This window comes from Rhodococcus sp. WB9, from assembly GCF_007558985.1.
Taxonomy (GTDB): Bacteria; Actinomycetota; Actinomycetes; order Mycobacteriales; family Mycobacteriaceae; genus Rhodococcus_F; species Rhodococcus_F opacus.
This window is the reverse complement of record NZ_CP041769.1, coordinates 5,206,970-5,219,882: the sequence shown is the minus strand read 5'-3', so window position 1 is coordinate 5,219,882 and position 12,913 is coordinate 5,206,970. Positions and strand designations below refer to the sequence as shown.

The 12,913-nt window shown below is 68.4% G+C and carries 13 protein-coding genes; 7 read left to right on the top strand and 6 right to left on the bottom strand.

Annotated elements, in window-relative coordinates:
- The first annotated feature begins 20 nt into the window (after positions 1-20).
- The 6 genes from FND50_RS24290 (at position 21) to FND50_RS24265 (ending at position 5,916) form a co-directional block, all read left to right on the top strand.
- Complete coding sequence (locus FND50_RS24290) at positions 21-527, top strand: sigma-70 family RNA polymerase sigma factor (protein ID WP_005247969.1); 507 nt, start codon at positions 21-23, stop codon at positions 525-527.
- Positions 524-1,282 (top strand): anti-sigma factor, encoded by a 759-nt coding sequence (locus tag FND50_RS24285; protein ID WP_144287368.1) that lies wholly within the window; start codon positions 524-526, stop codon positions 1,280-1,282. Before FND50_RS24290 ends, FND50_RS24285 begins: the two co-directional genes overlap by 4 nt.
- A 188-nt stretch (positions 1,283-1,470) precedes the next feature.
- Positions 1,471-3,183: a thiamine pyrophosphate-binding protein gene (locus FND50_RS24280; RefSeq protein WP_144287367.1), complete on the top strand. Its 1,713-nt coding sequence runs from the start codon at positions 1,471-1,473 to the stop codon at positions 3,181-3,183.
- Positions 3,180-3,839: an SRPBCC family protein gene (locus tag FND50_RS24275; RefSeq protein WP_144287366.1), complete on the top strand. Its 660-nt coding sequence runs from the start codon at positions 3,180-3,182 to the stop codon at positions 3,837-3,839. Before FND50_RS24280 ends, FND50_RS24275 begins: the two co-directional genes overlap by 4 nt.
- Positions 3,840-3,842: 3 nt before the next feature.
- Positions 3,843-4,865 carry a 3-oxoacyl-ACP synthase III family protein gene (locus FND50_RS24270; RefSeq protein ID WP_144287365.1) on the top strand — a complete coding sequence of 341 codons (1,023 nt, stop codon included), beginning with the start codon at positions 3,843-3,845 and terminating at the stop codon, positions 4,863-4,865.
- A gap of 1 nt (position 4,866) precedes the next feature.
- Positions 4,867-5,916: an aminotransferase class I/II-fold pyridoxal phosphate-dependent enzyme gene (locus FND50_RS24265; RefSeq protein WP_144287364.1), complete on the top strand. Its 1,050-nt coding sequence runs from the start codon at positions 4,867-4,869 to the stop codon at positions 5,914-5,916.
- Here the strand turns inward: FND50_RS24265 and FND50_RS24260 are convergent.
- The 6 genes from FND50_RS24260 to FND50_RS37860 form a co-directional block, all read right to left on the bottom strand.
- Positions 5,852-6,607, bottom strand: a complete 756-nt coding sequence (locus tag FND50_RS24260) for a sirohydrochlorin chelatase (RefSeq protein WP_144287363.1) — start codon at positions 6,605-6,607, stop codon at positions 5,852-5,854. The genes FND50_RS24265 and FND50_RS24260 overlap by 65 nt on opposite strands.
- Positions 6,608-6,611: 4 nt before the next feature.
- Positions 6,612-7,928 (bottom strand): sulfate adenylyltransferase subunit 1, encoded by a 1,317-nt coding sequence (locus FND50_RS24255; RefSeq protein WP_144287362.1) that lies wholly within the window; start codon positions 7,926-7,928, stop codon positions 6,612-6,614.
- A 2-nt stretch (positions 7,929-7,930) separates the two neighbouring features.
- Positions 7,931-8,884 (bottom strand): sulfate adenylyltransferase subunit CysD, encoded by a 954-nt coding sequence (cysD, locus tag FND50_RS24250; RefSeq protein ID WP_005261244.1) that lies wholly within the window; start codon positions 8,882-8,884, stop codon positions 7,931-7,933.
- The gene (locus FND50_RS24245) at positions 8,881-9,651 is read right to left on the bottom strand and encodes a phosphoadenylyl-sulfate reductase (RefSeq protein ID WP_144287361.1); all 771 of its coding nucleotides are present in this window, start codon (positions 9,649-9,651) and stop codon (positions 8,881-8,883) included. The genes cysD and FND50_RS24245 overlap by 4 nt, the downstream gene beginning before the upstream one ends.
- Entirely contained in the window at positions 9,615-11,336 is a 1,722-nt protein-coding gene (locus tag FND50_RS24240; protein ID WP_144287360.1) for a nitrite/sulfite reductase, read from the bottom strand. Before FND50_RS24240 ends, FND50_RS24245 begins: the two co-directional genes overlap by 37 nt.
- 120 nt (positions 11,337-11,456) lie before the next feature.
- On the bottom strand, positions 11,457-11,549 hold the full coding sequence (locus FND50_RS37860) for an Ms4527A family Cys-rich leader peptide (protein WP_397492437.1): 93 nt from the start codon (positions 11,547-11,549) through the stop codon (positions 11,457-11,459).
- Between the two features lie 123 nt (positions 11,550-11,672).
- Here FND50_RS37860 and hemW point away from each other — a divergent pair, with 123 nt between their 5' ends.
- On the top strand, positions 11,673-12,911 hold the full coding sequence (gene hemW, locus FND50_RS24230) for a radical SAM family heme chaperone HemW (protein ID WP_397492435.1): 1,239 nt from the start codon (positions 11,673-11,675) through the stop codon (positions 12,909-12,911).
- Positions 12,912-12,913 lie beyond the last annotated feature (2 nt).

Sequence of the window (12,913 nt, the reverse complement as noted above, 5' to 3'; positions counted from 1 at the left end):
CTGCTGGGAGGTGGTGACCGATGCCGGATGCCCAGACCGAGCTGATGCACGCCCTGTACGAGGAGCATGCCCCCGCAGTGTGGCGATATGCCCTGCGGCTGACCGGCGACCGCGCCCGCGCCGAGGACATCGTGCAGGAGGTACTGCTGCGAGCCTGGAAGCATCCGAACGTGCTCGACCAGTCGGAGTCGTCGGCTCGGGCGTGGTTGTTCACGGTCGCCCGGAACCTCGTGTTCGACGAGCACCGCAGCGCCCGCTCCCAGCGTGAGATCGGGATGAGCTCCACACCCGAACGCGCTGCCCCGGACAGCTCGGACGGCGCACTCGACGCCTGGATGATGGGTGATGCGCTGGCCCGGCTCAGCCCCGACCATCGTGCGGTCCTCGTGCTCGGCTACTACCGGGGAATGTCGACCAACCAGATCGCCGACGAACTCGGAATACCGGAGGGAACGGTGAAATCCCGCATGCATTACGGCTTGCGGGCCCTTCGATTGGCTCTGCAGGAAATGGGGGTGACCCGATGACGTTCGACGACTTCGAGTCGCACGAGGATCCCTACGTCCGCTGGGACGCCGCATACGTCCTCGGCGCGATGTCCCCGAGCGATCGGCGCGAATACGAGGCCCACCTCGCCCACTGCGCACAGTGCTCGCAGGCCGTGTCCGAACTGGCGGGCATGCCCGGTTTGCTGGCCCTGATCACACCGGAAGAGGCGTTCGGCACGCTGCCCGGGACCGATGCGTCCGAGGACGAGGAGTCGCCCGCACCGCGTGTGCTGACCCAGTTGGTCGGCACGGTGCAGCGGCGCAGACGCTACCGGCGAGCGGCGACGGCCCTCGCCGCGGCGGCCGCCGTGGTCGCCGTCGCAGTCCCCGTCGGGGTGCTGGTGACGCAGGACCACCGACCGGCCGCCCCGGTGACGGCCATGCCCGTCCCGAATCCCGCGAACAACACCCAGGCGGTGTTCACGCCCGTGGTCCCGACGACGATCACCGCGAGCGCATCCGTCGCGTCGACGTCCTGGGGCACGGTCATCTTCGTCGAGTGCTCCTACGAGGACACGTGGCCCGGCGACGGTCGCTACGGCGCCGACACCGAGGGGTACGCGCTGACTGTCACCGACCGCTCCGGAGTGGTCACCACACTGGCCACCTGGACCGGTGAGGCGGGCAGGACGGTGCGGCCCACAGCCACCACCAGCCTGCCCGTCGACGCGATCGCGAGCATCGACGTCCGATCCGACGACGACCATCAGGTATTACTGACCACGGCGTTGTGAGCGGGCCGCCAGGAAGTCGGGTCGGTTTTCATACCTCCTGCTCGCCCCACCGCCGTGTTTCGTTCATCACGAACGTTTTCCGGAAAAATGTTCTGCCACCGGTGAACCCGGCCGGTCCGTGGTTCGTGTGTATATCCAGTGGGTGACCGCAGGTCGCCCCGTCCGATCCACGACACGGGGGTCTGCCGATGAATCTCACGGATCACGAGCCACGGAAAACCGGTCGCACCATGCGCGTCGCCGACTACATCGTCGCGGCGCTGGCCGCAGAGGGTATCGAGCACGTCTTCGGAGTGGGAGGCGCGAACATCGAGGACCTGTACGACGCGCTGCATCGCTCCCGCGACGTCGATGGCGTCGTCGCCAAACACGAGTTCTCGGCGACGACGATGGCCGACGGGTATGCCAGGACGTCGAACCGGATCGGTGTGGTCGCCGCGACGTCGGGCGGGGGTGCGCTCAATGTGATCGCCGGTCTCGGTGAGGCATTCGCGTCCCGTGTGCCGATACTGGCATTGGTCGGGCAACCGCCGACGACGCTCGAAGGGATGGGCGCATTCCAGGACACGAGTGGACTGGCGGGGTCGATCGATGCGTCCCGGTTGTTCGGTGAGGTATCCGTGTACTGCGCGCGCGTCGACTCGCCGCTCGACCTCGCACGCCAACTCGCCGAGGCGCTGGCCGCCGCGCGCCGCGGCGGACCGGCGGTTCTCCTGCTGCCTAAGGACATTCAGCAGGCGATCGGCGAGTTCCCGGAACCGCGCCGAACGGTCACGACCACACCTCGCGCCACCACGACGGACCTCACGTGGCTCGCCGAAGCGCTGCGCGACGACTACGGACGCATCACCGTCATCGCCGGCGACGAGGTCGCGCGAGCCGGCGCGCGAACGGAACTCGCGGAACTCGCCCACGTGCTCGGTGCCCAGGTGGCCGTCACGCCCGACGCGAGGGACGTGCTCGATCCTGCGGCGCCCGGGCGACTCGGGGTCACCGGCGCGATGGGGAATCCGGATGTCGTGGACGCACTGCAGGATTCCGACGTCTGCCTGCTCATCGGCACGCGACTGCCGGTGATGGCACGGGGAGGTCTGGATGCGGTGCTCGAGAAGACGCTGGTGTACAGCGTCGGTTCGGCGACGCCGTATCTGCAGACCCATCACGTGTCGACGCGGGATCTGCGGGCGACATTGTGTGGGCTCGTCGCCGAGATCGGACCGGCGGCGACGCGTGCGCCCGTCGCGCAGTGCGATCCGACACCGATCGACGTGCCGCCGTCCGGCACATCGGGTCTGCGCTACACGGACGCGGTGAAGGCGCTCGCCGCGGTGATGCCCGCGGGCGCCGATGTGTTCGCGGACGCAGGAAACACGGGTGCCGCTGTGGTGCATCACCTTCCGGTTACCGCCGGAGGCCGGTTCGTGGTGGCGCTCGGCATGGGCGGGATGGGCTACACGTTCGGCGCCGCGATCGGTTCCGCCTTCTCGCGCGGCCGCCGCACGTTCGTGATCGCCGGCGACGGTGCGTTCTACGCGCACGGGCTCGAGATCCACACGGCGGTCGAGTACGACGTGCCGGTCACGTTCGTCGTGTTCAACAACAACGCCCACGCGATGTGCCTGACCCGCGAGCAGGTGTACTTCGAGGGCACCTACACCTACAGCCGGTTTCGTCCCGCACACATCGCGGCGGGAGTCGGCGCACTGTTTCCCGGCTTGCCGTCCCACACGGTCGACACGCACGCCGGCCTGGCCGACTCGCTCCGCGCCACGGCCGACTCAGCGGGGCCCGCTGTCATCGAAGTCGCCTGCGACGCCGACGAGTTGCCGCCGTTCCTGCCGTTCCTGCCCGCCCGACAGCCGACCGAGAGATCCGAATCCCGAGAAGGAGTACGCCGATGACCGCTCGAGAGATCACCCCGCTGCCCGAACTTCCCGCCGACCTGCCCGGCCTCGTCCGCATCGAGACCTCCGACCGTCAGGCGACGACACCGATCATCATGGACATGCTGAGGTCGGTGTATCCGCACGACCAGGTGTTCGGAAAGTACTGCACTGTCAACGAATACATCGACTGCCCGCCGGACGAGGTGTTCCGCTACCTCTCCCACACCCGCAGCCTCGAGGAATGGACGTACAGCCTCCGGGGATTCACCCCGGCCGGGGAACCCGGGCTGTGGCTCGCGTACGACCGCCTGGGCGACACCACCGAGATCTACACGCGCACCGTGGCACACCCGGCCGCGATGACCGTCGACTATCACTGCGCCTGGGACCAGGGAAAACACCTGTGGATGGTGTATCTGATGCGGGTGGTGGACGCGCGCACGGTCCTGGACGTCGACGGATCCGTCGTGTTGTGGACCAACTGCCACCACCCGTTCTACGACGACAATCCCTACCCCGAGACCGCCCCCGCGGACCGGGTTCCGTGGGTGGGCGACTTCTGGGACATGTTCGCCGCCGGACACCAACTGGAGATGAGCAATCTCAAGGCGATCTGCGAATACCGGTGGGCGAACGACCTGCCCGTGACCCCGACCTGGATGAGCGAGTGAGACATGGACACCGTCAGCCTGATCGACATTGCCGGCTACCTACCCGAGAACCGGGTGGGAGCAGACTATTTCGCCCAGTTCGCCGCCTCCGACCGGCTCGCCGAGAACATCATGTTCCGGGCGCCGAAATTCCGCCACCACATCGCGAGCGACGAGAACGCCGTCGACATGGCGGAACGTGCGATCGCCCCGCTGGTCGAGCGGAACGGCTCCGAACTCGTCGCCAACGTGAACATTCTCATCACCCACACCCAGCTGCCCGACGTCCCGATCCTGGGCACCGGCGGAGAACTCGCGCGCCGGATGGGAATCACCCCGGACTGGGTGGTGGACCTGCACAACGGCGGCTGCGCGTCGTTCGTGTACATGATCAAACTGGCACGTCAGATCATGCAGACCGGCGACGCGTCGACCGCCCTGATCGTGTCGGTGCAGAACAGCGCCGGCCAGATCTTCACGCAATCGGACGTGCGCGCGCTGGCACAGTCGGCGGTGCCCGGTGACGGCGCGGGCGCATGCCTGCTGGTGAAGTCGGAGGCCGCGCCGGTGCTCGGGCTCGAGTGCCGGACCTACCCCGAGTTCGCCGGGGACATGACGGCCGCCGTCGATCCGCCCCGCAAGTACTGGGAGGCGGGCACCGGCCAACTGCACATCGGGTTCACCGAATCGAGGATCGCGAAGGTCTTCGCCCGCGGGAACCGGCTCGTCCCCGAGGTAGCGCTCGCGGTGTGCAAGCAGATCGGCATCACCCCGGATGCGATCGACACCCTGGTCACCAACCAGCCCAACCGGCTGTTCCTCCGCAACTGGCGGGACGCGCTCGAGCTACCGGCGGAACGACACCCCGACACGTTCGACGAATGCGGGAACCTGTTCGGCGCCGCGATCCCCGTCACCCTCGACGTCGAGAACCGGGCAGGCCGCATCCCCAACGGTTCGCTGGTGATGATGTCCGCGTTCGCGCACGCGGGCGACTTCGCCGGGGCCGGGGCGATTCGATGGGGCGCCGCCCCGGCGGGGGTGTGAGATGACGACGCCGACCGTCGCGGGACCCGGTGTGAGATTCGATCTCGCGCTCAGCGAGAACCCGTTCGCCCCGTTGCCCTCGGTGCTCGACGCGCTCGACGGTGTGATGCGCCGGGCGCATCGGTATCCGGAGTTCCTGCCCGACCGGCTGATCGAGGTCATCGCGGATCACGAAGGGCTCGACGCCGATCAGGTGGTGGTGGGCGCCGGTGCCACCGGCGTCGCACTGCAGATCATGCGCTCGGTCGCCGGGCCGGGGGAGCGGATCGTGTTCACCGCCCCGACGTTCGACGGGTACCCGATCATGGCGCGCATCGCGGCACTCGACGCGGTGCCGGTACCGATTCTCCCGGACGGCGGGCAGGATCTGGCCGCGATGGCGGCCGCGATCGACGACCGCACCCGGCTCGTCGTCGTCTGCCGTCCGCACAACCCCACCGGGACGCTCGTCGACACCGCCGAGCTGGCGGAATTCCTCCGTCGTGTGCCGGACCGGGTGATAGTCGTCCTCGACGAGGCCTACGTGGAGTTCGTCGACCGCCCACTGGTCCTGGACGTGCATCGCATCATCGCCGAACATCAGAACGTCGTGTTCCTGCGAACGTTCTCCAAGGCGTACGGTCTGGCCGGGTTGCGTATCGGTTTCGGCTTCGCGAATGCGGCTCTGGCGCGGACGGTTCGAACGCTGCAATTGCCGTTCGGGATGGGCAGCGCCGCCGTTCCCGCGGTCATGGCGTCGTACGCCGCCGAGCACGAGCTCCGCGCCCGGGTGGCTGCCATCGTCGCCGAACGGGAGGAACTGTGGCGCACGGTGCGGGCGATGGGAATTCCCGTCCCGCGCAGTCGGGCCAACTTCCTGTACATCCCCGGAGCGGAAGTCGGTGACGCTCTCACCCGTGCCGGCATCCACGCGCGCACCTACCCCAATGGCGACGCGCGGATAGCGGTCGGGAGCCGGGACGCCGGGCGTGCGGTGATCGACGCGCTCAGGCCGACAGTGCCCGGCACCGCTGCAGCTCCGTGTGTGTCTGCGAGTACCGGTCGAGCATGACGTCGAGCAGTCGGGGGTGCGGTCCGATGGTGGCCGCGTAGGTGATGCCCGGTCCGCAGGATTCCGCCGCACGGCTCAACCGGTCCGTGAGCAGTCCCGGAGCCAGGAACCACGGTGCGACCACGATGCGCGCGGCACCGGCCTGCCGCAGCATCGAGATCGCCTGCTGCACCGTCGGTTCCGCCGACGTCGCGAAACACGTCACCGCCCCCGACCATCGGGTGCCCGCGGCGACCGATTCGGTCAGCTCACGGGTTCGGTCGTTCGCGGCCGGGTCGGACGAGCCGACCGCGGCGAGGACGATCCCGAGACCGGACTCGCCGACGGAACCGCCGGCCTCGCCGATACGGTCACGGACCGCCTCGACCAGCCGCGCATCGTGCCCGAGAACGTCCGCCTGGCGGACGTGCAGGTGGGGGTGACGGAGGCGGGCGGCGTCGAGGAGCGCCGGAAGGTCGACGCGGGCGTGGAACGCGCTACCCAGAAGCATCGGCACGACCACGGCGGAGGAATGCCCCTCGGCGGCGACCGCGTCGAGCACCTGGTCCACGGACGGCGCGTTGAGGTCGAGGAAGCACAACCGGACGTCGAGGTCCGGTCGCACCGCCCGGAGCGCCGACACGGCAGCCGCCACCACCCGCGCACTGCGGGGGTCGCGACTGCCGTGGGCGACAGCGATCAGCGGGGTCATCGCACTAGACGCGCTCGCCGAGCTCCACCGCTGCGATGGCATCTCCGACGAGGCCGGCCGCGAGCGTGTTGCCGCCGGCCGGGTCGATCAGCAGGAAGCTGCCGGTGTGGCGGTTCACGGTGTAGTCGTCCGCCACGATCGGCTCGGCGACGCGCACCGAGATCTTGCCGATCTCGTTGAGTTCCAACGACTCCGGGCTGGGTTCCGAGGTGAGCTCCTGCTCGTTGAAACGCTCGACGAGTGTGCCGACGATGGCCTGCGTGGTGCGGGTGCCGTGCTTGAGCAGCAGGCGCGCGCCGGGACGCAGCGGCTTCTCGGCCAGCCAGCAGACCGTCGCGTCGAACTCGCCGAGCGGCTCCGGGGCGTCGGCGGGGGAGGCGATGACGTCGCCGCGGGAGACGTCGACGTCGTCGGCCAGCACGAGAGTGACGCTGCGGCCGGCGTGGGCGCTGTCGAGTTCGCCGTCCGCGGTGTCGATGCGGGTGACCGTGGTGCGAACACCGGACGGCAGGATCACCACCTCGTCGCCCGGAGTCACCTCACCGGCGGCGACCTGCCCGGCGTACCCGCGGTAGTCCGGGAACTCCGCCGTCCGGGGACGGATCACGTACTGCACGGGGAAACGGAGGCCGACGCGGTGCGGTTCGGCGTCCACCGGGATCGACTCGAGGTGCTCGATCAGGGTGGGGCCGTCGTAGTACGGGGTGTTCTCGGAGCGGACGGCCACGTTGTCGCCGTGCAGTGCGGAGACGGGGATCTCCACGACGTCCTCGGACGCCCACCCCAGCGAGGTGGTCAGAGCGTTGAACTCCTCGGAGATGTCCGCGAACACCTGGGCGGGGTTCTCGACCAGGTCGATCTTGTTGACGGCGAGCACCAGCTTCGGCACGCCGAGCAGCGCGAGCACGGCGGCGTGCTTGCGGGTCTGCGAAATGACGCCCTTACGCGCGTCGACCAGCAGGATCACCAACTGCGCGGTGGAGGCGCCGGAGACGGTGTTACGGGTGTACTGCACGTGGCCGGGGGTGTCCGCGAGCACGAAGGTGCGGTTGGGTGTCGCGAAGTAGCGGTACGCCACGTCGATCGTGATGCCCTGTTCACGCTCCGCGCGCAGGCCGTCGACCAGCAGGGACAGGTCGGGGGTGGACAGCCCCTTGTCGACCGACGCCCGGGTGACGGCGTCGATCTGGTCTGCGAGAACCGATTTCGTGTCGTACAGCAGACGGCCGACGAGGGTCGACTTGCCGTCGTCCACACTGCCGGCGGTGGCAAGCCGAAGCAACTGCGTGCTTCGCGGGCTACGCACGTGGAGGTTGCTCATGATCAGAAATAGCCCTCTCGCTTGCGGTCTTCCATAGCCGCTTCGGAAACTCGGTCGTCACCACGGGTCGCGCCGCGCTCGGTCAGCCGGGACGCTGCGACCTCGGCGAGGATCGCCTCGTTGTCGCCGGCCTCGGAAAGAACTGCGCCCGTGGTGGACCCGTCGCCGACGGTGCGGTACCGCACCGACAGCGTCTGCAGGTCCTCACCCTCGGACGGTCCGCCCCACACACCGGGCGTCATCCACATGCCGTCGCGCTGGTACACCTCGCGCTGGTGCGCGTAGTAGATGCTGGCCAGTTCGACGTTGTCACGGGCGATGTACCGCCAGATGTCGAGTTCGGTGAAGTTGCTGAGCGGGAAGACGCGGACCTGCTCACCGGGGGAGTGCTTGCCGTTGTACAGGTTCCACAGTTCGGGGCGCTGCTTCTTCGGGTCCCACTGGCCGAAACTGTTGCGCAGCGAGAAGATGCGCTCCTTGGCCCGGGCACGCTCCTCGTCGCGCCGGGCGCCACCGAAGACCGCGTCGAAACGGTTCTCGGCGATGGCGTCGAGCAGGGGAACGGTCTGGAGGGGGTTGCGAATCCCGTCAGGGCGTTCGGTGAGCCGGCCGTCGGCCAGGTAGTCCTCGACCTTCGCCACGTGCAGGCGCAGGTTGTACTTGGACACGACGTGATCGCGGAAGTCGAGGACCTCCTGCAGGTTGTGTCCGGTGTCGACGTGCAGCAGCGCGAACGGCAGCGGCGCAGGCCAGAACGCCTTGATCGCCAGGTGCAGCAGCACCGTGGAGTCCTTGCCGCCCGAGAACAGGATCACCGGGCGTTCGAACTCGCCCGCGACCTCACGGAAGATGTGGATGGCTTCCGACTCGAGCGCGTCGAGCGTGTCGAACTGCGACCCGTCCAACTGCGGCCGGACGGCGGATTCGGCGAGGGAAGTGGAGATGTCGATGGTCATGAGGCGTGCAACCCGCATTCTGTCTTGGCCTGACCGGCCCAGCGGCCGCTGCGCGGATCGCTGCCGGGGGCTGGCTTGCTGGTGCACGGAGCGCACCCGATGGACGGATAGCCCTCGTCGACGAGCGGATTCACCAGAACCGAGTGCTCGTCGATGTAGGACTGCATGTCTTCGTCGGACCACGCGGCGATCGGGTTGATCTTCACCAGACCGAACGCGTCGTCGAACGAGATCAGGGGGGCGTTCGCGCGGGTGGGCGCCTCGACGCGCCGGATGCCGGTCACCCACGCCTTGTAGCCGGAGAGGGTCTTCTTCAACGGGGCGACCTTCCGCAGTGCGCAGCACCGGTTGGGTTCGCGGGCGAACAGATCCTTGCCCTCCGCCGCATCCTGTTCGGCGACACTCGCCTCGGCCCGCGCGTTGATCACGTTGACGCCGTACACCTGCTCGACGGCGTCGCGGGTGCCGATGGTCTCCGCGAAGTGGTAACCGGTGTCGAGGAACAGCACGTCCACACCGGGATGGACCTGGGCGGCGAGGTGGACCAGAACGCCGTCCTGCATGTTCGACGCGACGATGTAGCTGTTCCGATACCCCGTCACTTCGCTCGCCCCGGCCCCGAACGTCTCTTCGGTCCATCGCAGCAGTTCGTGCGCGGAGGCACCCTCCAGACTTGCCGCCCCCTGCGCGGCAAGGAGCCGAAGGTCGTCCTGTGTGGCTGTGGCGAGATTCAACGCAAGTCTCCTTCGTCTGCGCGCACGACCCATTCCGCGAAGCGTTCACCCTCGTTGCGGTGCTTCACGAACTGGCGGACGACGCGATCGATGTAGTCACCGAGTTCGGTGCTGGTGACCTTGTGCTGGCGAAGCTTCCGGCCGAAGGCCGAATCGAATCCGAGGCTGCCGCCGAGGTGGACCTGGAAGCCCTCCACCTGGTTGCCCTCGCCGTCGTCGACGAGCATCCCCTTGAACCCGATGTCGGCGACCTGTGAGCGGGCGCAGGAGTTCGGGCAGCCGTTGATGTTGATCGTGATCGGCACGTCGAGCTGCGCGTTGATGTCGGCGAGCCGCTGCTCGAGTTCGGGGACGAGCACCTGCGAGCGCTTCCGCGTCTCCGCGAACGACAGCTTGCAGAACTCGATGCCCGAGCACGCCATCAGGTTCTTGCGCCAGTGCGACGGACGCGCGGGCAGGCCCACCTCGTCCAGGTCGGCGATCAGCTGCTCGAGCTTGTCGTCGGCGACGTCGAGAATGATCAGCTTCTGGTACGGCGTGAAGCGGATCTTGTCGCTGCCCGCCCGCTCCGCGGCGTCCGCGACCTTGGCCAGGATCGTGCCCGACACGCGACCCGCGATCGGTGCGACGCCCACGGCATTGAGACCGTTGCGGGTCTTCTGCACACCGACGTGGTCGATCGGCCGGGTGGGCTTCTCCGGCGCGGGACCGTCGATGAGCTTGCGCTTCAGGTACTCGGTTTCGAGGACCTCGCGGAACCGCTCGATGCCCCAGTCCTTGACCAGGAACTTCAGGCGGGCCTTGTTCCGCAGCCGGCGGTAGCCGTAGTCGCGGAAGATCGACACGACGGCCTCCCACACGTCGGGAACCTCGTCGAGCGGCACCCAGACGCCGACCCGCTGCGCCAGCATCGGGTTGGTGGACAGTCCGCCACCGACCCACAGGTCGAGGCCGGGACCGTGCTCGGGGTGGTTGACCCCGACGAACGCGACGTCGTTGATCTCGTGCACCACGTCCTGCTGACCGGAGATCGCGGTCTTGAACTTGCGCGGCAGATTCGAGTACTCGGGCTTGCCGATGTAGCGGCGGACGATCTCGTCGATCGCGGGAGTGGGGTCGAGGACCTCGGTCAGCGACTCGCCTGCCAGCGGTGAACCCAGGACGACGCGGGGGCAGTCACCACATGCCTCGGTGGTCTTGAGCCCGACGCCTTCGAGGCGCTTCCAGATCTCCGGGACGTTCTCGACCTCGATCCAGTGGTACTGGACGTTTTCGCGGTCGGACAGGTCGGCGGTGTCGCGCGCGAACTCGGTGGAGATCCCGGCGATGGTCCGCAGCTGCTCGACGTTGAGGGCGCCCGCGTCGCAGCGGACCCGCATCATGAAGTACCTGGCGTCGAGCAGGTCGATGTTCTCGTCACCGGTGAAGGTGCCGTCGTAACCCTGCTCGCGCTGGGTGTAGAGACCCCACCAGCGCATGCGGCCACGCAGGTCGCCCTTGTCGATGCTGTCGAAGCCCTGCTTCGAGTAGATGTTCTCGATGCGGGCCCGGACGTTGAGCGGGTTGTCGTCCTTCTTGGCCTGCTCGTTGGCGTTGAGGGGCTCGCGATAGCCGAGGGCCCACTGGCCTTCGGCGCGTCGCCGGGCCGGCTTCGCCGTGCGCGTACGCGCGGGTGCTGCGTCGACGGCAGCGGGGGAGGCGTCGGTGGTCGACGTCATGGAGCACTCCTGAATCTCAAGATGCACCGGCTGAGGCCGAGGAGGAGGGCTGGTCCTCGCTCGGGGCATTCGAATCCGGCCGGAAGTCGAGAAGAATGATGAACGGGCTGACAGGCTGAATTACTGCGCGATAGAGGGCAGACAACAACAGCTGCAGACACGCTTGAGATCGACGTGACGACGCGCCACAAGTCGCACTCCGGGTCCGGTCATGCCGACCATTGTGCCACGTCAGATCGCTCACGCAGAGCCGGGCACCGATTTCCACCATTTTTGCGGGAAATATCACGAGGAGGGGCCCGCGACGGTCGGGTGGACACCGGAGGTGAGCCGACCATGGACACTGGAAGGGTGAACGGAACAAATACCCCCACGCTCGGACGCGACGAGGCGGCGGCATTCGCGCTGCCCGGGAGTGCGCTGGCGGGGGTGGGGAGCCGCCCGTTCGGGATCTACGTGCACGTGCCTTTCTGCGCCACACGCTGCGGATACTGCGATTTCAACACATACACGGCAGGCGAGCTGGGGACGTCGGCGTCGCCGCAGTCGTGGATGGAGGGGTTGCGCCGCGAACTCGACCTCGCCGCGCAGATGACGGGCGCCCCGGCCGTCGACACGGTGTTCGTCGGCGGTGGCACACCGTCACTCCTCGGCGGCGACGGACTGGCGGACGTTCTCGGTGCGGTCCGCTCGAGCTTCGGCCTCGCGAAGGGCGCCGAAGTGACCACCGAGTCGAACCCGGAGTCCACGTCGCCGGAGTTCTTCGAGCGGTTGCTCTCCGGCGGATTCACGCGGATCTCACTGGGCATGCAGTCGGCGGCGCAACACGTGCTGAAGGTGCTCGACCGAACCCACACACCGGGACGTGCGGTGGCGGCGGCGCAGGAGGCCCGGGCCGCCGGATTCGAGCACGTCAATCTCGACCTCATCTACGGAACGCCGGGGGAGCGCGACGAGGACCTCGACCTCTCGCTGGACGCCGTGCTGTCCGCCGGGGTGGACCACGTATCCGCCTACGCGCTGATCGTCGAGGACGGCACCGCGCTGGCGAGGAAGGTGCGCCGCGGGGAACTGCCCGCGCCCGACGACGACGTCCTGGCGTCGCGGTACGAGCGCATCGACGCGCGGCTCGCCGACGCAGGCCTGACATGGTACGAGGTGTCGAACTGGGCATCGGCAGACGCCGCGACGGGGGAATCACGCTGCCGGCACAACCTGGGGTACTGGGACGGCGGGGACTGGTGGGGCGCCGGGCCGGGCGCGCACAGCCACGTCGGCGGTGTGCGCTGGTGGAACGTCAAGCACCCGGCGCGCTACGCGGACCAGCTGACGGCGGGAAGTCTGCCCGTCGGTGGGAGCGAACAGCTGACCACGGAGGACGTCCACGTCGAGCGGGTGATGCTCACCGCGCGGCTGCGGACGGGACTCCCGGTGGCGGAGCTGGATGCCGCGGAGCAGCGCGCCGCCGAAACCGTGGTGGCCGACGGACTGCTGGTGCGCGAGGGCGAGCACCTGGTGCTGACCGACCGCGGGCGGCTCCTCGCCGACGCCGTGGTCCGGACGGTGCTGCGCTGACG

Excerpts from the sequence above, each read along its gene's own strand:
- FND50_RS24285 (WP_144287368.1), top strand. The coding sequence starts at position 524 with ATGACGTTCGACGACTTCGAGTCGCACGAGGATCCCTACGTCCGCTGG.
- FND50_RS24290 (WP_005247969.1), top strand. The coding sequence starts at position 21 with ATGCCGGATGCCCAGACCGAGCTGATGCACGCCCTGTACGAGGAGCAT.
- cysD (WP_005261244.1), bottom strand. The coding sequence starts at position 8,884 with ATGACCATCGACATCTCCACTTCCCTCGCCGAATCCGCCGTCCGGCCG.
- FND50_RS24265 (WP_144287364.1), top strand. The coding sequence starts at position 4,867 with ATGACGACGCCGACCGTCGCGGGACCCGGTGTGAGATTCGATCTCGCG.
- FND50_RS37860 (WP_397492437.1), bottom strand. The coding sequence starts at position 11,549 with ATGACCGGACCCGGAGTGCGACTTGTGGCGCGTCGTCACGTCGATCTC.
- FND50_RS24275 (WP_144287366.1), top strand. The coding sequence starts at position 3,180 with ATGACCGCTCGAGAGATCACCCCGCTGCCCGAACTTCCCGCCGACCTG.
- FND50_RS24260 (WP_144287363.1), bottom strand. The coding sequence starts at position 6,607 with ATGACCCCGCTGATCGCTGTCGCCCACGGCAGTCGCGACCCCCGCAGT.
- hemW (WP_397492435.1), top strand. The coding sequence starts at position 11,673 with ATGGACACTGGAAGGGTGAACGGAACAAATACCCCCACGCTCGGACGC.
- FND50_RS24255 (WP_144287362.1), bottom strand. The coding sequence starts at position 7,928 with ATGAGCAACCTCCACGTGCGTAGCCCGCGAAGCACGCAGTTGCTTCGG.
- FND50_RS24270 (WP_144287365.1), top strand. The coding sequence starts at position 3,843 with ATGGACACCGTCAGCCTGATCGACATTGCCGGCTACCTACCCGAGAAC.
- FND50_RS24245 (WP_144287361.1), bottom strand. The coding sequence starts at position 9,651 with ATGGGTCGTGCGCGCAGACGAAGGAGACTTGCGTTGAATCTCGCCACA.
- FND50_RS24240 (WP_144287360.1), bottom strand. The coding sequence starts at position 11,336 with ATGACGTCGACCACCGACGCCTCCCCCGCTGCCGTCGACGCAGCACCC.
- FND50_RS24280 (WP_144287367.1), top strand. The coding sequence starts at position 1,471 with ATGAATCTCACGGATCACGAGCCACGGAAAACCGGTCGCACCATGCGC.